At 72.7% G+C, this 17,360-nt stretch carries 16 protein-coding genes; 3 read left to right on the top strand and 13 right to left on the bottom strand.

The genetic code is table 11. The features are described 5' to 3' along the window. Nucleotides 1-34 precede the first annotated feature (34 nt). Nucleotides 35-1,225 (bottom strand): MFS transporter, encoded by a 1,191-nt coding sequence (locus IO36_RS22950; protein ID WP_037622701.1) that lies wholly within the window; start codon nt 1,223-1,225, stop codon nt 35-37. Between the two features lie 498 nt (nt 1,226-1,723). Between IO36_RS22950 and IO36_RS22945 the strand changes: the two genes are divergently transcribed. Then, the gene (locus IO36_RS22945; protein WP_037622554.1) at nt 1,724-2,281 is read left to right on the top strand and encodes a glycoside hydrolase family 25 protein; all 558 of its coding nucleotides are present in this window, start codon (nt 1,724-1,726) and stop codon (nt 2,279-2,281) included. Between the two features lie 69 nt (nt 2,282-2,350). Here the strand turns inward: IO36_RS22945 and IO36_RS22940 are convergent, their stop codons facing one another. Further along, nucleotides 2,351-2,563, bottom strand: coding sequence for an EF-hand domain-containing protein (locus IO36_RS22940; RefSeq protein WP_037622552.1), 213 nt, complete (start codon nt 2,561-2,563; stop codon nt 2,351-2,353). A 60-nt stretch (nt 2,564-2,623) separates the two neighbouring features. Further along, a complete protein-coding gene (locus tag IO36_RS22935) occupies nt 2,624-3,538 on the bottom strand; it encodes a MerR family transcriptional regulator (protein WP_037622550.1) in 915 nt (304 codons plus the stop codon). A gap of 54 nt (nt 3,539-3,592) precedes the next feature. Between IO36_RS22935 and IO36_RS22930 the strand changes: the two genes are divergently transcribed. Continuing rightward, complete coding sequence (locus IO36_RS22930; RefSeq protein WP_037622549.1) at nt 3,593-4,234, top strand: GNAT family N-acetyltransferase; 642 nt, start codon at nt 3,593-3,595, stop codon at nt 4,232-4,234. Nucleotides 4,235-4,308: 74 nt separating this feature from the next. Here IO36_RS22930 and IO36_RS22925 read toward each other — a convergent pair whose 3' ends face one another. The 6 genes from IO36_RS22925 to IO36_RS22900 form a co-directional block, all read right to left on the bottom strand. Beyond that, nucleotides 4,309-5,508: a YncE family protein gene (locus tag IO36_RS22925; RefSeq protein WP_037622547.1), complete on the bottom strand. Its 1,200-nt coding sequence runs from the start codon at nt 5,506-5,508 to the stop codon at nt 4,309-4,311. Beyond that, nucleotides 5,508-6,347 carry a polysaccharide deacetylase family protein gene (locus IO36_RS22920; RefSeq protein WP_037622546.1) on the bottom strand — a complete coding sequence of 280 codons (840 nt, stop codon included), beginning with the start codon at nt 6,345-6,347 and terminating at the stop codon, nt 5,508-5,510. Before IO36_RS22920 ends, IO36_RS22925 begins: the two co-directional genes overlap by 1 nt. Nucleotides 6,348-6,900: 553 nt before the next feature. Next, nucleotides 6,901-7,404 (bottom strand): ATP-binding protein, encoded by a 504-nt coding sequence (locus tag IO36_RS22915; protein ID WP_037622544.1) that lies wholly within the window; start codon nt 7,402-7,404, stop codon nt 6,901-6,903. 230 nt (nt 7,405-7,634) lie between these two features. After that, entirely contained in the window at nt 7,635-8,402 is a 768-nt protein-coding gene (locus IO36_RS22910) for an enoyl-CoA hydratase/isomerase family protein (RefSeq protein ID WP_037622542.1), read from the bottom strand. Between the two features lie 146 nt (nt 8,403-8,548). Beyond that, on the bottom strand, nt 8,549-9,799 hold the full coding sequence (locus IO36_RS22905; RefSeq protein WP_037622540.1) for a L,D-transpeptidase: 1,251 nt from the start codon (nt 9,797-9,799) through the stop codon (nt 8,549-8,551). Nucleotides 9,800-9,979: 180 nt separating this feature from the next. Then, on the bottom strand, nt 9,980-11,197 hold the full coding sequence (locus tag IO36_RS22900) for a L,D-transpeptidase (RefSeq protein ID WP_037622539.1): 1,218 nt from the start codon (nt 11,195-11,197) through the stop codon (nt 9,980-9,982). Between the two features lie 152 nt (nt 11,198-11,349). Between IO36_RS22900 and glgX the strand changes: the two genes are divergently transcribed. Beyond that, nucleotides 11,350-13,683, top strand: coding sequence for a glycogen debranching protein GlgX (glgX, locus tag IO36_RS22895; RefSeq protein ID WP_037622537.1), 2,334 nt, complete (start codon nt 11,350-11,352; stop codon nt 13,681-13,683). Nucleotides 13,684-13,721: 38 nt separating this feature from the next. Here the strand turns inward: glgX and IO36_RS22890 are convergent, their stop codons facing one another. Genes IO36_RS22890 through IO36_RS22875 form a run of 4 tightly spaced genes read right to left on the bottom strand, consistent with a single transcriptional unit; the run spans nt 13,722 to nt 17,274 of the window. Next, on the bottom strand, nt 13,722-14,360 hold the full coding sequence (locus IO36_RS22890; protein ID WP_037622535.1) for a response regulator: 639 nt from the start codon (nt 14,358-14,360) through the stop codon (nt 13,722-13,724). Then, nucleotides 14,350-15,615, bottom strand: a complete 1,266-nt coding sequence (locus IO36_RS22885; RefSeq protein WP_037622534.1) for a sensor histidine kinase — start codon at nt 15,613-15,615, stop codon at nt 14,350-14,352. The genes IO36_RS22890 and IO36_RS22885 overlap by 11 nt, the downstream gene beginning before the upstream one ends. Nucleotides 15,616-15,640: 25 nt before the next feature. Continuing rightward, nucleotides 15,641-16,375, bottom strand: coding sequence for an ABC transporter permease (locus tag IO36_RS22880; RefSeq protein WP_037622533.1), 735 nt, complete (start codon nt 16,373-16,375; stop codon nt 15,641-15,643). Continuing rightward, nucleotides 16,372-17,274, bottom strand: coding sequence for an ABC transporter ATP-binding protein (locus tag IO36_RS22875; RefSeq protein ID WP_037622531.1), 903 nt, complete (start codon nt 17,272-17,274; stop codon nt 16,372-16,374). The genes IO36_RS22880 and IO36_RS22875 overlap by 4 nt, the downstream gene beginning before the upstream one ends. Nucleotides 17,275-17,360 lie beyond the last annotated feature (86 nt).

Genomic DNA, 17,360 nt, shown 5'->3' with positions numbered 1-17,360 from the left:
CCGGTGGTGCGGGCGGAGGGGTTTGCGGGTTGGATCAGCGGGTCCGGGCGACGACCACGGGGGCGGCCGGGGCCCGGCGGGCCACCGCGTGTCGGACTCCGGTGCCGGTGAAGGCCAGTGCGGCGGCGGCGACCAGGCCCAGCAGGACGAGCCCGGCCCCGTAGTCGCCGTAGGCCCCGTAGAGCACGCCCATGACCAGGGGCGGCAGGAATCCGCCCAGGCCGCCCGCGGCGCCGACGATGCCGGTGACCGAACCGACCTGGCCGTCCGGAGCCAGCAGCGCCACCAGGGCGAAGACCGCTCCGCTGCCCGCGCCGAGGGCGGCGCCCATGGCGAGGAAGGCGATGGTGCCGACCGGGGCCAGCGAGGGGGTCAGCGACTGCACGGCCGCTCCGGCGAGCAGGACGCTCAGCGATCCGGTGAGGACACGGACCGGTCCGACCCGGTCCGACAGCCAGCCGCCGACCGGCCGCATCGCCACGGCCAGCAGCACGAATCCGGCCATGCGGTCCGCAGCGTCGGCCTGGGGCAGCCCGTAGCCGGTCTTGAGGTAGGTCGGCAGGTAGACGGAGAAGGCCACGTAGCCGCCGAACGCGACCGCGTACAGGGCCGAGGCCTGCCAGGTGATGCCGAGCCGTACGGTCGCGGCCAGCCGGCGGGACGGCGGCTCGGCGGGAACGACGCGCCCCGGGGCGTCGCGCAGCAGGAGCGCGGCCGTCACCGCGTACACGGCCAGCACACCGGCGGTGATCAGGAACGGAGTGGCCAGCCCGTGCGCGTCCACCAGCTTCACCGTGGTCAGGGCGCTGACGGCGGTGCCGCCCATGCCCGCGCCGAAGACGCCGATGGCCAGGCCCCTGCGCTCGGGCGGGAACCAGGCGCTGACGAGCGGCACCCCGACGGCGAAGGCGGTGCCGCCGATGCCGAGGAAGAAGCCGCCGGCCAGCAGGGCCGCCAGCGAGTCGTGTCCGGCGAGGCCGAGGTAGAGGACCGGGACGATGGTGGCGGCCGAGACCAGCGGGAACATCACCCGGCCGCCGAACCGGTCGGTGAGGGCGCCGACCGGGATGCGGCCCAGCGATCCGACCACGACCGGGACCGCCACCAGCAGCGACTGCTGGAAGGAGGACAGACCGAGGGAGTCCTTGAAACGCGGGCCGAGCGGGCTGAGCAGCGCCCACGCCCAGAAGTTCACCGCGAAGCCGACGGTGGCCAGCCCCAGCATCAGCCAGGCCCGCCCGGCCACGACCCCGGGCCCCGCTTCCGCGCTCCGGCCCGGGGGCTGCTCCGGAGCCCGTTCCGGGTCCGGGGTCCGTTCTCTCGACGGCTGTCGCATCTCGCCCGCTCCTTCGCTCGCGCCGGTCGGGCCCGGTCGTCCCCCGGTCCCGCGGGGCGGGTGACCGTTCACATGGCCCACCGCCCGAAGCCAGAATCCGCGCGCCGGGGGCTCCGCGACGTGGGCCACCCGGCCCCCGGTGACCGGCCGATGGGCCATCCCGGAGCGGCCGACCGGCCCGCCCGCTCCGGACGGACGTGACCCTTCCGCTCGTACGTGCGAGCGTGGAGGGACCCAAGTGGGGGAACCCCAAAGACAGTTGTCCCGCACGGCCCGCCCGCGGACAACGGCGGCCGTTCCCCACGGCCACCGGGCACAGATCACCGTCACCGGGCAGCGCCCCGCGTGACCCCGTTCCCCCTCCCCCCATGCACGGAGGCCCCACCCATGCTGCGAGGCATCGACGTCAGCGCCTACCAGTCGTCCGATTACCGCACCACCGGCCTCTCCTTCGTCTTCGTCAAGGCGACGGAAGGCCGCTCGTACGTCAACCCGAAGCTCACCGCCCAGGTGCGGACCGCCCGTGACGCGGACTGCGTCGTCGGCCTCTACCACTTCCTGTGGCCCGGCAACATCACCGCCCAGGCCGAGTACTTCGTGGGCAAGGCCCCCGAGCGGGCGGGAGACCTGCTCGCGGTCGACTGGGAGACCACCAGAGAGGGCACCCACGCGAGCAACGCCGAGAAGGACCGCTTCATCCGCAAGGTGAAGGAACTCCGCCCCGACAACCGCGTGGTTCTCTACACGAACCGGGACTTCTGGCTCAACGTGGACACCACCTCGTACGCGGGCGACGGTCTGTGGATCGCCGACTACGTGACCGCGGGCGAGCCCCGCATCAGGGCGAAGTGGCGCTTCCACCAGTACACCTCCGAGCCGGTGGACCGGGATGTGGCGGACTTCACGAGCAAGGCGGCCCTGCGCGCCTGGGCGGAGAGCGCGTAGGCGCGGGGCCCGCTCATGCCGAGGGGGCGCCCGCCGGACCTCCGGCGGGCGCCCCCTCGGACGGTGTCACTACTTGCTCAGGTGGGTCCAGAACTCGTCGAACGAGAGGACCTTGTCGCCGTTGAGGTCGCGGCTGGCGATGACGGCCTCGGCCACCGACTCGGTGACGTTCCAGTCGCCGCCCTGGGCGAGCGCGGTCTTGAACTCGGCCGCGGTGATGAATCCGTCACCGTCCGAATCGATCCGCTCGAACTGCTTGCGTGCTTCCTCGATGTCGGCCACCGGTCCGCCCCTTCGTTGTGCTTCGGTCATGCGTTGCCGCGTTTGCGTGCGGAGGTCAGATTAACGGTCCGCCTGAGCGCGCAGTGCCGCGACCACCCATGCGAACTCCTCACGGTGGGCCGACAGCGGGTCCATGCCCCGGACCAGGGCGCTCAGCTCCCGGAACCGGGCCATCTCGGCATGGGCCGCGGACTCCATGCGGGCCAGCACGGAGGCCCGGTCCAGGTCCCCGAGGAGCTCCGCCAGCACCGCGTCCGCCTCCGGGCCCTCGGGGTCCACGCCCCGCTCCAGTGCCTCGCCCGCCAGGTGGACCAGCCGGCTCATGAACCACACCGAGGTGCCCGGCGCCGCGTCCGGTCCCCGTCCCGCCGCGTTGAACTCGATCGTCTCGCGCATCCGGGCGCGGAAGCCGCGGTCCTGGATCAGCTCGGCCAGCTCCACCCAGGCGTCCACCTGCTCGGGGGTCGGGTCGTCCGGCAGGTCCCCGACGTCGAACCGCAGCCGGGTGCGGATGTCGGGGTCGGCGGTGTCCAGTCCGCCGAACGTCTCCTCCATGAAGTCGTCGATGATGCGCCCGCGTTCCGCGGCCGAGAGCCGCGCCAGCTTGTTCATGAGTGTCGTCTCCTGTGCGCTCGAACCACGTCGTGCCACGGTCGACAGCACCGCCCGGGTCACCTTCAGCGACCTGATCTGGGCGTCGAGCGCGGCCACGTGGGCGGCCGCCACCTCGGCCACCGTGGTCTCGCCGCCGAGGACCCGGCGCACGTCGTCGAGCCCCAGCCCCAGTTCGCGCAGGGTCCGGATCAGCTCCAGCCGGGCCACGGAGGCGGCGTCGTACAGCCGGTAGCCGCCCGCCGACCTGCCCGCAGGGGGCAGCGCGCCCTCGTCCGACCAGTAGCGGATGGTCCGGACGCTCAGGCCGGTGCTCCGCGACAGTTCGCCGATGGTGAGGAATCCGGTGCCGTCGTCGATCATGTCTGCGAGTCTGGCCCTTCCAGTGGGTGGAGACTCAAGCGACGGGAGAGGGTCGTGTCCGGCACTCTGCGCGGCATCCTGGAAGCGGCGGCCCGCGGGGTCTTCCCGCCGCCCGACGGCGGCGTCACGGTCGTGCGCCAGCACTCCCCCCGGGACGCCGGCGTCCTCGCCTTCACCGCGCACTCCGTCGTCTTCACCGACGAGGACGAGGGCTGGGTGCGCGCCGCGCTCGGAGCCCTCGACTGCGACGGGCTCGCCGCGGCCATGAACCCCCGGTTCCTCGCCGGGTTCATGGAGCGGACGGGCCGCGCGAACGACACGGTCGACCAGCTGTCCGTCGCCGGCCCGCTGTCCGGCCCGCCGCCGCTCGCGCTCACGGAGACCGACGTCCTCGCCCACCCCCGGATCGCGACGTCCCGCCGGCGGCGCGACGAGGTACGGGCGTGGACCGCGGACGGCGGGCTGCTCGTCCTCGGACGGGGCGTCGGGGGCCGGCTGGAGGCCGCGGTCGAGGTGGACGAGGACGCCCGGCACCGGGGTCTGGGCCGGGCGCTCGCCACGGCGGCGCGGCACCTGACGACGGAGGCGGTCTGGGCCCAGGTGGCCGCGGGGAACGCCCGCAGCGCGCGGGCGTTCCAGGCGGCGGGCTACCGCCCGGTCGGGGCGGAGGCGCTGCTCATCGCGCGGGAGGGCTGACAGCACTCCCGCGCGCCCGCCACCCCCGCTCGCCGGCCGGAAGGGCAGGACGGGCGGGCCGGGCCGGACGGGCCCTAGCGGAAGATGCCGGTGTGGCCGAGCGAGTACCGGCCGGGCTGGGGGTACACGGCGAGGCCGTGCGGTCCGCTGCCGACGTGGATACGGGCGATCTGGTCGCCGGTGCGCGTGTCGATGGCGTACACCTCCGAGTTGTAGCGGCCGGACAGCCACAGGACCTTGCCGTCGGCCGAGACGCCGCCCATGTCGGGGCTGCCGCCGTCGGGCAGGTGCCACTTCTTGGTGAGGCGGTTCTGCGTGAAGTCGAAGATGGAGATGGTGCCTTCGCCGCGGTTGGAGATGTACATCTCGCGCGAGTCCCGGCTGACGTACAGACCGTGGGCGCCCTTGCCGGTGTGCAGCAGGGTGGGCTGGGTGAACTTGTCGCCGTCGAGGATCCACACGCCGTCGGCCATCATGTCCGCGATGTAGAACCGCTTGCCGTCCGGGGAGATCTTCACGTCCTGCGGCATCGCCCCGTGGAACGGCAGTTTCTGCTGGCCGATCACCTTCATCCGCTCGGTGTCGACCTTGAGGAGTTCGCCGCTGAACTCGCAGGACACGATGAAGTAGCGGCCGTCCGGGGAGAAGTCGGCGTGGTTGACGCCGTAACAGCTGACCGGCTCCGTCTTCACGGTCTTCATGGTGTGCGCGTCGCGGAAGACCAGCTCGCGGTCGAGGGAGGCCATCACGATCGCGTACTTGCCGTTGGGCGTGAAGTAGAGGTTGTACGGGTCGTGCACGTCGACCGGTTCGCCCGCCTTGCCGGTCTTCGGATCGATGGGCGTGAGGGTGTTGCCCCGGTCGTTGTTGACCCACAGGGTCTTCAGGTCCCAGGAGGGGACGACGTGCTGGGGCTGGACGCCGACCGGGATCGTCTCGATGACCTTGTACGTGTGCGGGTCGATGACCGACACGGTGTTGGAGTTGGTGTTGGGCACGTAGACGCGCGAGGGGAAGTCCTTGACCACCGGGGAGAGCCGGTTCGGGCGGTCGGCGGCGTAGACGTCGGCCGGGTCCAGCAGGGGCGGCATCCCGGGCAGGCCCTGGACGGCCGGCTTCTTCACCGGGGCCGGCCGGACGGCCGCCTCGGTGGTGCGGTGGGCCTTCCGGGCGTGGTCGCCGGAGGTCCCGGCGCAGCCGGAGAGGGCGGCGAACGCGGTGAGGGCGGTGCCGGCGATCAGCGCGCGGCGCAGGGGGGAGGGTGGCGTCAGCATCAGCTCAGCAGCTCCGTGGTGGTGACCGCGCCGAGGCCGCGGCGGTGGAGTTCGTGCAGGAGGGCGGGGAGGGCGGCGACCGTGTCGGCGTATCCGAAGTGCAGGCTCACGACGGAGCCGGGGCGGACCTCGGCGAGCACCTTGCGGGTGACGGCGGCCGCCCCCGGCGAGGTGTAGTCGAGGGAGTCGACGTCGTAGGAGAGCGTGTGCGGGTAGCCCGCGTCACGGGCGAGGCGCTGGACCAGGGGCGAGGCCCGGGGACTGCGGGAGGGGCGGAACCAGGTGCCGATCGAGCCGGTGAGCCGCTTCAACCGGTCCGCGCAGCCCCGGATCTCCGCGGCCGCCTCCGTCTCCGTCATGGCGTTGATGTCGAGGTGGCGGAGGGTGTGGTTGCCGAGGTCGTGGCCGCCGTCGAGGATGCGGCGGGCGAGGTCCGGGTGCTCGTCCAGCCAGGTGCCGACGGCGAGGACGGTGATCCGGGCGCCCGCCTTCTCCGCCTCGCCGAGCAGCGCCTTCGCCACGGCCGGGTCGCCCTGGCCGTGGAAGGTGAGGGCCACGCGGGACGGGTGGGTGCGGGGGCCGTGGGTGATCTCGGGGGGCTGGGCGGGATAGCCGCGGGGGGCGGGGGCGGTCGCGGGGGTGCCGTGGGTCGCCGTGGCGGAGGGTGCGCTGGGCGCGGCCGGGGGTGCCGTGAGTCCCTGGGCGTGGGCGGTCCGCGCGGCGGAACAGCCCGCGGCCGCTCCGGCGGCGAGGGTTCCTGCGGTGAGCGCGAGTCCCGTGAGCAGGGCAGCACGCCGGGGCGGGGCGGAGGCTGCGTGGTCTTCGGCGGGCGTGGTCACCGGACCATTTAAGGGCGAATCAGCCGAAAAACCGGCGATTGACCCAACAGGGTGGTGGTGCGGGTCGCCGCCCGGCCCCCTTCCGCGCCGCGCCCGGCCCCTCGCGGGCGGCGCTCGCACCCCTCGCGCGCACCGGCGGGCGCGCCGGGGCGTGCGGGCGGCCACGGGTTGCGCGGTACGGGACGGGGGCGCCCCTCCGCGGCGGCTGCCCGCCGTGGGGGGCACAGGGTTCTCAAGGCCGGTGCACAGGAGGGAAAGTGGAGGGGGAAGCCCTGTTTTGGATCAGTCGGCCGGGTCTGCGATAGTCGGCGGTGCGACCTCCACCCATTGACCCGGGCCACGGTTGTCGCAGGTGGCGCGGTTCACACCCCAATTCGTTCCGCGACACCCCGCAAGCCCCGGCTGCCACGCGGCCGGGGCTCACGCGTGCCCGGGGCGGGGTCCGTACGGGCAGGGCGGCGGGCACGGACGGGGCGATGCGGGCCGGCGCGGGTCGATGCAGGCCGGTGCGGGTCGATGCAGCCCAATGCGGGCCGATGCGGGCCGGTGCGGTTCAGCGCTCGACGACGCGCATCTCGAACCAGGTGGTCTTGCCGCGGGGCAGCAGGTCGACACCCCAGCGGTCGGAGAGCTTGTCGACGAGGAAGAGACCCCGGCCGCTCACGTCCATCTCCTGGACCGGCATGAGACAGGGAAGACCCCGGGAGGGGTCGCGGACCTCGATACGGATCCAGCCGCGACGGCGGCGCATACGGAGTCCGAACACCCGGGCGCCGGTGTGCCGCACGGCGTTGCCCACGAGTTCGGAGACGAGTAAGACCGCGTCCTCGGTCATCTTGGGGGACAGACCCCAGTGGCGCAGGACCACGACCTGGGTGAGCCGGCGCGCGGTGGCCGCGGACTCCGGGCGGGACGGCAACGGCACCTCTCCCTCGGTGGGATTGCCGAACAACTCCAGTGCCTTCAGCGCCCGTTCGTCCTCGACCGCAGGTGTCCAGCGCGCCGCGGTCGCACTCCCGTGCCGCCGCGGCTGTTCCATACCCTCCAGCCCCGCCATGCCCCCCATCATGGCCGCCCAGAGACCCTTTCGGGGCCGTTCCACAGGATTGGGCCCCCCGGAACGGAGCGTTCCGCTGCACTCGATCGGCATATGCCGCAGGCAGTTCGGAGGCGGCGACAGCCCGCCCGACCTGCCCGGACGGGCCGGTCGAGGGCAATCGCCGCCTCCTCACGCCGAGACGCTCTTAAGGGTGCCTTAAGGCTGGGATAAAACGCCCCAACGGGGGATCAGAGGAACTTGGCCTTGCCGGGCCCTTCCTCCACGAAGCTCCGCATGCCCCGCTCGCGGTCCTCGGTCGCGAACAGACCGGCGAACCAGTTCCGTTCGATGGCCAGTCCGGTCTCGATGTCCGTCTCCAGACCCGCGTCGACCGACTCCTTCGCGGCCCGCAGCGCGATGGCCGGACCCTGGGCGAGCCGGGCGGCCCACGCGTGCGCGGCGGTGTAGACCTCGTCCGCCGGGACCACCCGGTCGACCAGACCGAGCGTGAGGGCCTCGTCGGCCTTGACCATGCGGCCGGTGAAGATGAGGTCCTTCGCCTTGGAGGGACCGATCAGCCGGGAGAGGCGCTGGGTGCCGCCGGCGCCGGGGATCAGACCGAGCAGGATCTCGGGCTGGCCGAGCTTGGCGTTGTCCCCGGCGATGCGGTAGTCGGCGCACAGGGCCAGTTCGCAGCCGCCCCCGAGCGCGTACCCGGTGACGGCGGCGACGACGGGCTTGGGGATGCGGGCGACGGCGGTGAAGGAGTCCTGCAGGGCCCGGGACCGCACGACCATCGCGGCGTGGTCCATGGCCTGCATCTCCTTGATGTCCGCGCCCGCCGCGAACACCTTCTCCCCGCCGTACAGCACCACGGCACGGACGTCCGGCCGGGTCGTGGCCTCCTCGGCCAGCTCCTTGAGGCGGTCCTGCGTCGCCACGTCCAGGGCGTTCATGGGAGGGCGGTCCAGGCGGATGGTGCCCACGCCTTCGGCCACTTCGAGATGCACAGTCATGGAAGCAGGTTAGTGGCCGTTAACGGCAACGGGCCGGGTGTGCTGAGTCACAGCACACCCGGCCCGTCGGGAAGCGGTCACGCGGTCCGGCCGGACGCGGTCACCCGGCCGCCTCGGCGGGGGTCACGCGGTCCGGTCGGGCGACGTCACTTGGTCCAGTCGGCCCAGGACATGTTCCAGCCGTTGAGGCCGTTGGCCGGGTCGACCGTCTTGTCGTGGGAGTGCTTCACGATCACCACGTCGCCGATCATCGAGTTGTCGAAGAACCAGGCCGAGGGGACCTTGCTGTCGTAGCCGCCGCGCACGTCGCGCAGACCGACGCAGCCGTGGCTGGCGTTGTAGTTGCCGAAGGCGCCGCCACCCCAGTAGTTGCCGTGGATGAAGGTTCCCGAGTCGGTCAGGCGCTGGGCGTGCGGCACGTCCTTGATGTCGTACTCGCCGCCGTAGCCGACCGTCTCGCCGTTCATACGGGTCACCTTGAGGCGCTCGCTGATGACCATCTGGCCGTTCCAGGTGTCGTAACCCGGCTTGCCCGTGGTGATCGGGAGGGTGCGCAGGACCTTGCCGTCACGCTTGACGACCATCTTGTGGGTCTTGGCGTCGACGGTGCTGACCTGGCTGCGGCCGATCGTGAACTTCACGGTCCTGGCCTGCTTGCCGTAGACACCGGGGCGTCCCTCGACACCGTCGAGGTTCAGGGTGACGGTGACCTTGGTGCCGGCCGCCCAGTAGTGCTCGGGGCGGAAGTCGAGGCGGTCGTTGCCGAACCAGTGGCCCTCGACGTCGACCGCGGGCTCGGTCTTGAAGGTGATGGCCTTGCGGACGGCGTCGGGGTGCGTGATGCCCCGGGTGAAGCGGACCGAGAAGGGCATCCCGACGCCCACCTTGGAGCCGTCCTCCGGCTGGTAGATGCCGACGAACGTGTTCTTCGGGGTCAGCGTGGTGAACGCGGCCTCCTCGGCCGCCTCACGGCCGGCCGAGTCCTTGGCGACCGCGTGGACCTTGTACTTGGTGGCCGCGGCGAGGTGGGTCGAGGGCGTCCAGGTCGCGCCGCCGTCCGTGATGCTGCCGTTGACAGCGTTGCCCTTGGAGTCCTGCACCTCGACCGAGGTGAGCTTGCCCTTGGCAGCCGTCACCTTGAGGGCGCCGCTGGTCTTCACGTCCTTCGCGCCGTCCTTCGGCGCGACGGTCACCACGGCCTGCGAGACCTTCGTGTCCGCCGTACCGCTGGAGCTCTTGCCCTTGCCGTCACCGGGGCCGGACCCCTTGTCCGAATCCTCGCCCCCGCCGCAGGCGGCCACCGCGAGCATCAGAACTCCCAGCAGCAGCGCCAGGATTCCCTTGCTCGTGCGTGTCCGCGCGCCAACCGACGCCCCCGATATCGGTCGCCCGTTCAAAATTGTCTCTCCCCTCGCACGGCCTGATCAGGCCCGCACTCCAGCGCGTCCCACGCGCGTATCGCGCTAATTAATCACACGACCAGCGACGATGGATGCCCGGGAAGGTCACCGTTCAGTCCCAACTTCGGCCGTACCGGGCGCGGCTGGAGCCCGCCCAGCACATACCCGTATATCCGCCTACTTCACCGCCCCGCCCGCTTTCCACTCCTTCCAGCCCATGTTCCAGCCGCCCAGTCCGTTGTCCGGGGCCACCGTCTTGTCCTTGCTGTGGACCACCTCGATGACGTCCCCGACGAGGCTGCGGTCGAAGAACCAGCCCGCGGGGGTGTCGGAACTGCCGCCCTTCACATCGCGCAGACCCACGCAGCCGTGGCTGACGTTGGTGTTGCCGAAGGCGTCCGGCGCCCAGTAGTTGCCGTGCAGGAAGGTGCCGGAGTCGGTCAGGCGCATCGCGTGCGGCACGTCCGGGATGTCGTACTCACCGCCGAAACCCACGGTCCGGCTGTTCATCCGGGTCACCTCGAGCATCTCGGTGACGACCATCTTCCCGTTGTACGTCGTCGTCTTCGGCGCCCCGGCCGTGATCGGCACCGTGGCGAGGAGGTTGCCGTCCCGGCGCACCTGCATGGTGTGGGCGCTGGCGTCGACGAGGGACCTCTGGTCGCGGCCGACGGTGAACGAGAAGGTCCTGGACTGGAGTCCGTACACCCCCGGCGACCCCTCGACGTCGCGCAGCCGCAGCGCCACGGTGACCTTCGTGCCCGGCTTCCAGTACCGCTCGGGACGGAAGTCGACGCGGCCGCCGCCGAACCAGTGCGCGCGGATGTCGACGGCGGGCCGCGCGGACACGCGGATCGCACGCTCGACGGCCGCCCGGTTCACGATCTCCCGGTTGAACTCCAGGGAGACGATCATCCCGGTGCCGACGACGGAGCGGTCCTCCGGCGTCACGTACCCGATGAACCGTTCGTCGGGGACGGCCGTGGTGAACGTGGTGTGGCGGGCCGAGCGGTGCCCGTCGCCGTCCAGGGCCACCGCGTCCACGGTGTACTTGGCGGCCAGCGCGAGCCGCGCCCCGTCCGGTCTCCAGGACAGGCCGTCCTCGCTGATGTGCCCCGCGACCGGGGACTCCCGGGCGTCCTGGGACTTGACGACCTTCACGGACTCCAGGCGCCCGCCGGGCACCCGCACCAGCAGGGCCTCCTGCGGCCGCACGCCCTTGCTGTTGTCGTCGGGCGAGACGTGGATGGCGTCCTTCGGGGACCGCGGTTTGCCGAACGCCTCCCCGATGCCGTGCGAGGTGCAGCCGGCGGCTCCCGCCAGCAGACCGGCCCAGGTCAGTACGGCGGCCAGCGCGGCCCCTGCGCGCCGCGCGCGCGTCTGTACGTGCTTCACAACGGACCCAACGACGCCGCCCCTCCGGGGAAACGTGAGTGCGAGCCCGGCTCTGGGCAGAACAGTGGGGAGGACGACGCGCCGAGGGGCCGCGGCCGGGACGCCGTGCACCCTTTTTCCGTGTCGTTCCGCGAGCCGTGGGAGGCTGACCGGTGTCGAGCGCACCCGAGCAGGAGGCGGTCCAGGAGGGACGCGCCGCGGGCGGCGGGCTGCCCGCGCAGACCGTCACGGACCCGGCGGGACCGTCCGCCGCCGCACCCGCGGCGGCACCCCCGGCCGCGGACCCGGTCGTGGAGCCGGCCGCTCCCGCGCTGAACGGCTCGCGGCGGCCTTCGGCACCGCCCGTCGCCGCCTGGCCGGGTGCCCCGACCCCCCTCGGGGCGCGCTTCCGGGTGGGGCCCGACGGCACCACCGGCACCAACTTCGCCCTGTGGGCGGGCGGCGCGGAGGCCGTCGACCTGTGCCTCTTCGACGACGACGGCACGGAGACCCGGGTCCCGCTGACCGAACTCACCCACGAGATCTGGCACGGCTTCGTGCCCGGAGTGCTCCCCGGGCGCCGCTACGGCTTCCGGGTGCACGGCCGCTGGGACCCGTGGACCGGCGCCCGCTGGAACCCCGCGAAGCTGCTCCTCGACCCGTACGCCCGGGCCGTGGACGGCGACTTCACCCTGCCGCCCGAGGTGTACGGGCACGTCCGCGACTGGCCCCAGCAGCAGGTCGCCGACACCGTGCGCGACGACCGCGACTCGGCGCCGCTGGTCCCCAAGGGCGTGGTCGTCCAGGACGACGACGACTGGTCGGACGACCACCGCCCCAAGACCCCGTGGGCGGATTCGGTCATCTACGAACTGCACGTCCGCGGATTCACCCGGCTGCACCCGGGGATCCCCGGGGAACTGCGCGGCACGTACGCGGGACTGGCGCACCCCGCCGCGATCGAGCACCTGGTGAATCTCGGGGTGACGGCGGTGGAGCTGCTGCCGGTGCACCAGTTCGCGCACGAGGACCATCTGCTGCGCCGGGGCCTGAAGAACTACTGGGGCTACAACTCGATCGGCTACTTCGCCCCGCACGCCGGCTACGCCGCCTCCGGCACCCGGGGCCAGCAGGTCGGCGAGTTCAAGCGGATGGTGCGCGCGCTGCACGCGGCGGGCATCGAGGTCATCCTCGACGTGGTCTACAACCACACCGCCGAGGCCGGCGAGCTCGGCCCGATGCTGTCGCTGCGCGGGATCGACAACCGGGGGTACTACCGGCTCCAGCAGGACGCCCGCCGCTACGCCGACTACACGGGCTGCGGCAACACCCTGCACGTCGTGCAGCCGCAGGTGCTGCGGCTCATCACCGACTCGCTGCGCTACTGGGTCACCGAGATGGGCGTCGACGGCTTCCGCTTCGACCTGGCCGCCGCCCTGGCCCGGTCCATGCACGACGTCGACATGCTCTCGCCGTTCCTCGCGGTCATCGCCCAGGATCCGGTGCTGCGCCGGGTCAAGCTGATCGCCGAACCGTGGGACGTGGGCTCCGGCGGCTACCAGGTCGGCGCCTTCCCGCCGCTGTGGACGGAGTGGAACGACCGCTACCGCAACGCCGTACGGGACTTCTGGCGCGGGGCGCTGCCCGACGTGCGGGACCTCGGCTACCGGCTGAGCGGATCGAGCGACCTGTACGCCTGGGGCGGCCGGCGCCCGTACGCCTCCGTCAACTTCGTGACCGCGCACGACGGTTTCACGCTGCGCGACCTGGTGTCGTACGAGCGCAAGCACAACGAGGCCAACGGGGAGGGCAACCGGGACGGCACGGACGACAACCGGGCCTGGAACGGCGGGACCGAGGGCGAGAGCGGGGACGACGGGCTGCGGGCGCTGCGGCGGCGCCAGCTGCGGAACCTGCTGACGACGCTGCTGCTGTCCACGGGCGTGCCGATGCTGGTCGCCGGGGACGAGTTCGGGCGCACCCAGGGCGGCAACAACAACGCCTACTGCCAGGACAACGAGATCAGCTGGGTCGACTGGTCGCAGCTCGACGACCCGCACTGGCGGGCCCTGTTCGAGCTGACGTCCCGGCTGATCGCGCTGCGACACGCGCATCCGGTGCTGCGCCGCCGGGCGTTCTTCTCCGGGCGGGCCCACTCGGCCGACGGGCTGCGGGACCTGGCCTGGTTCACCGCCCGGGGCACCGAGATGACGGAACGGGACTGGTACGCGCCCGCGGCGACCCTGGGCATGTATCTGTCCGGCCGGGACATCCCGGGCCGGGACGCGCGGGGTCTTCCGGTCGTCGACGACAGTTTCCTCGCCGTGCTGCACGCCGGGGACCGGCCGGTGTCCTTCGAACTGCCCGGGAGTCCCTGGGCCGGCGGGTACGAGGTGGTCGTGGACACCTCGCGCGAGGAGCAGGCCGAGGCACCCGCCGTCACGCACCGGGCGGGTACGGCGATCACGGTGCCGGCCCGGTCCGTCCTGCTGCTGCGGGTCCGCTGAGGGCGGCGGGATCGCCGGGGGCCGGGGGCGCGGTCGCGTCAGCCGAGGATGCCGCGCTCGTACGCCGTGGCCACCGCCGCCGCGCGGTCCTTGACGCCCAACTTGCCGTACACATGGGTGAGATGGGTCTTCACGGTCGCCTCGCTGATGAACAGTTCGCGGGCGATCTCGCGGTTGGAGGTGCCCCTGGCGACCAGGACCAGCACCTCGCGCTCGCGGGCCGAGAGGGACTCGGCCGGGGCGGGCGCGCGCACGGCCGAGACCAGGCGGGAGGCGACGGCCGGGGACAGGACGGTCCGGCCCTCCGCGGCGGCCCGGACCGCGGTGAACAGGTCCTCGCGGGGCGCGTCCTTGAGCAGATAGCCGGTGGCGCCCGCCTCGATCGCGGGCAGGGTGTCGGAGTCGGTGTCGTACGTGGTCAGGACGAGGACCCGGGCGCGGCAGCGGCGCCTGGTCAGTTCGGCGATGGCGTCCACTCCCCCGCCGCCCGGCATCCGCAGGTCCATCAGGATCACGTCCGGGTCGAGGGCGGCGGCCCGGTCGAGGGCCTCGACCCCGTTCGCCGCCTCGCCGACGACGGTGAAGCCGGGTGCGGACGCGAACATGCCGCGCAGTCCGTCGCGTACGACGGGATGGTCGTCGACGATCAGCAGCGAGATTCGGGCGTCATCGGTCATGGCGTACCAACGGTACGCGAGCGGAGAGCGCGGTGCCGTGGCCCGGTTCGGACTCCACGGCGAGGTGTCCGGCGATGCGTTCGGCGCGGGCGCGCATGCCGTCGAGCCCGAATCCGCCGGTGCCGTTGCGGGCGGGGACGGCGACCGGGTCGAAGCCCCGGCCGTCGTCGCGGACGTCGAGGGTGACCTCGTCGCCCATGAAGCTCAGGGTCACGCCGACCCGGGTGGCCGCCGCGTGCCGGGCGGTGTTGGAGAGGGCCTCCTGGGTGATGCGCAGCAGGGTGGCAGCGATCTCGTCGTGGAGCTGCTCACCGGTGCCGGTGACGGTGAACTCGCAGCGCACACCGGTGCGTTCGCCCCATTCGGCGACCGTCTTCTTCAGCGCCTCCGGCAGGCCGTCGTCGGCCAGCGCCACCGGGGCCAGGTTGTGCACCGAGCGGCGGGCCTCGCCGAGACTGTGCCGGGCGAGCGCGGAGGCGCGTTCGACGTGGACACGGGCGCCGGCGAGGTCGGGGACGGCGGCCACCACCTGGAGCTGGGCGATGATGCCGGTCAGGCCCTGGGCGAGGGTGTCGTGGATCTCGGCGGCCAGCCGGCGGCGCTCCTCGGCCACCCCGGCCTCCCGTGCCTGGACGAGGAGTTGGGCGTGCAGGGCGACGTTCTCGTCGAGGGCCTGCCGGAGCGCGGTGTTGGCCGCCTCCAGTGCCGAGATGGTCTCGGCCCGTTCGCGGGAGCGCCGCTCCTCCTGCTCGGTGAGGTGGGCGACCGCCGTCTGGAGGCCGGAGTTGGCGGCCAGGAGCGCGCCGAACGCGGCCCACTGGGAGACGCCCTCCGGCGGCAGCCCTCCGCACTGCGCGCCCGCCACCGTGATCGCGCCGGCGAACAGCCCGAGTCTGCGCCACATGCCCGGGATCAGCTCGTCGGCGTCCATGTATCCGGCGGAGGCGTAGAAGGCGAAGAAGCCGCTGCTCAGGGTGAGGGTGAAGGCGATCGCCCAGCGGACCGCGTAGTACGCCGTCCCGGCCGCCGAGGGGACCCTGCCGCGGGCCGGGCGGCGGGGGCGGGTGAGCTGCCACCACAGCTGGAGCAGGACGGCGGCGGCGACCAGGGCCGCGTCCAGTTCCCACTCGGCGCGGCCCTCCACCTGACCGGTGCCGACCAGCGCCAGGACGACGCTGATGCCCAGCAGTCCGTAAGGCCCCCAGGTGTGCAGTTGTTCCAGCCGCCGCTCGATCGGCCCGTCCCCCGCGTCCATGCCCCCAGTCTGCACCGGCCCTCCCCTACTCCCACCGGAACCAGCGGGCGGCCCCGGCCGTGAGCAGCACCGTCCAGGCGGCCATGACCCCCAGGTGGGTCCAGCCCGGCCAACTCCCGGCCGCAGCACGGTTCAGGGCCTGCGCGGCGGCGCCGAACGGGGTGCAGCCGACGATCCGGGCGAGGGTGTGCGGCATCGACTGCACCGGGAGCCACACACCCGCGCAGAACATCGTCGGGAAGAACACGGCCGATCCGATCGCCCCCGCGATCTTCGTCGTCCGGGACAGCGCGGAGATCACCGCGCCGAGGGCGAGCGCGGCCAGGACCGCGAGGAGCAGGGCGAGGAGATAGCCGTACGGCTGCCGGGGCAGGCGCACGGCGAAGGCGAGCCGGCCGACGAGGAGGGCGCACAGGGCGGAGAGCAGGGCCGCCGCGCCGTAGACCAGCATCTGCGCGGACAGCAGGGCCGACGGCCGCACCGGCGTGGTGGACATCCGGCGCAGGATGCCGCGCTCACGGTAGCCGGTGAGGTTCTGCGGCATCGACTGCACCCCGCCGACGATCATGCCGAGCAGCACGGCGATCGGGACGTAGACGTCGATCGTGCGCAGGCCGCCCAGTTCGGCGCGGTGGTGGCGCAGCGCCGGGACGGAGCCCAGGATCACCAGGAGCAGGGTCGGGAAGGCCAGGATCCAGAACAGGGCGCCCGGTTCACGGCGGAAGAGCCGCAACTCGGCGCGCAGTACGGCGGTGTTCACGCGGTGACCTCCGTCAGGTCGAGGAACGCGTCGTCCAGGGTGGCGTCGGTGACGCGGAGCTGGTGGGCGGTGACGCGGTGGCGGGCGAGCAGGGTGATGACCGCGTTGACGGTCTCGTCGGTGCCGGACAGGGTGACGCGGCCGTCCTTGCTGGCGACGGAGGCGAGCGCGGGCAGTGCCGCGAGGTCACGGTCGTCCAGCGGGGCGGACGGGGTGAAGCTGATGACGGTGGAGCCGGCGGAGCGGCGGATCAGCCCGGCCGGGGTGTCCAGGGCCGCCACGCGCCCCTTGTCGATGACCGCGATCCGGTCGCACAGCCGCTGGGCCTCCTCCATGAAGTGCGTGACCAGCAGGACGGTGACACCTTGGTCGCGGACGTCCTCGATGAGCTCCCAGGTGTCCCGGCGGGCCCGCGGGTCGAGCCCGGTGGTGAGCTCGTCGAGCACGACCACGCGCGGGCCGCCGATCAGCGCGAGCGCGATGAACAGGCGCTGCTTCTGGCCGCCGGAGAGCTTGCCGAAGCCGGTGCCGAGGCGTCCGGTCAGGCCGAGGCGTTCGGCGAGCGGACGCCAGTCTGCGGGGTTCGGGTAGAACGCGGAGTACAGCTCCAGTGCCTCGCGCACGGTGAGTTTCGGCTGGAGCCCGCTCTCCTGGAGCTGGGCGCCGAGGACGCGGCTGGTGGCCTCGTGGTCCGCGAAGGGGTCGAGCCCCGCGACCCGGACGCGGCCGGCGTCGGGGACCCGCAGCCCCTCGACGCATTCGACGGTGGTGGTCTTGCCGGCGCCGTTCGGGCCGAGGATCCCGAAGATCTCGCCCTCCTCGACGGCGAAGGAGACGTCGTCGACGACGGCCCGGCCGCCGTAGGACTTGCGCAGTCCGCTCACTTCGATGACTGACATGCCCGAAGCCTCCCAGCGGGACCCGCGCCCCCGCATCGACCGTCCCGCTCGGAACGGCATCGGCCGATCGGTTGATGCGCCGGTAC

Source organism: Streptomyces aureus (assembly GCF_000725495.1).
Lineage (GTDB): Bacteria > Actinomycetota > Actinomycetes > Streptomycetales > Streptomycetaceae > Streptomyces > Streptomyces aureus_B.
The sequence above is the reverse complement of the archived record's forward strand: the minus strand, read 5'-3'. Positions and strand labels throughout refer to the sequence as shown.

What these genes read in the sequence shown, in the direction of transcription:
- IO36_RS22950 (WP_037622701.1), bottom strand. Translation starts at nt 1,225, where the DNA reads ATGCTGGGGCTGGCCACCGTCGGCTTCGCGGTGAACTTCTGGGCGTGG.
- IO36_RS22945 (WP_037622554.1), top strand. Translation starts at nt 1,724, where the DNA reads ATGCTGCGAGGCATCGACGTCAGCGCCTACCAGTCGTCCGATTACCGC.
- IO36_RS22935 (WP_037622550.1), bottom strand. Translation starts at nt 3,538, where the DNA reads ATGATCGACGACGGCACCGGATTCCTCACCATCGGCGAACTGTCGCGG.
- IO36_RS22925 (WP_037622547.1), bottom strand. Translation starts at nt 5,508, where the DNA reads ATGCTGACGCCACCCTCCCCCCTGCGCCGCGCGCTGATCGCCGGCACC.
- IO36_RS22915 (WP_037622544.1), bottom strand. Translation starts at nt 7,404, where the DNA reads ATGGCGGGGCTGGAGGGTATGGAACAGCCGCGGCGGCACGGGAGTGCG.
- IO36_RS22910 (WP_037622542.1), bottom strand. Translation starts at nt 8,402, where the DNA reads ATGACTGTGCATCTCGAAGTGGCCGAAGGCGTGGGCACCATCCGCCTG.
- IO36_RS22890 (WP_037622535.1), bottom strand. Translation starts at nt 14,360, where the DNA reads ATGACCGATGACGCCCGAATCTCGCTGCTGATCGTCGACGACCATCCC.
- IO36_RS22885 (WP_037622534.1), bottom strand. Translation starts at nt 15,615, where the DNA reads ATGGACGCGGGGGACGGGCCGATCGAGCGGCGGCTGGAACAACTGCAC.
- IO36_RS22875 (WP_037622531.1), bottom strand. Translation starts at nt 17,274, where the DNA reads ATGTCAGTCATCGAAGTGAGCGGACTGCGCAAGTCCTACGGCGGCCGG.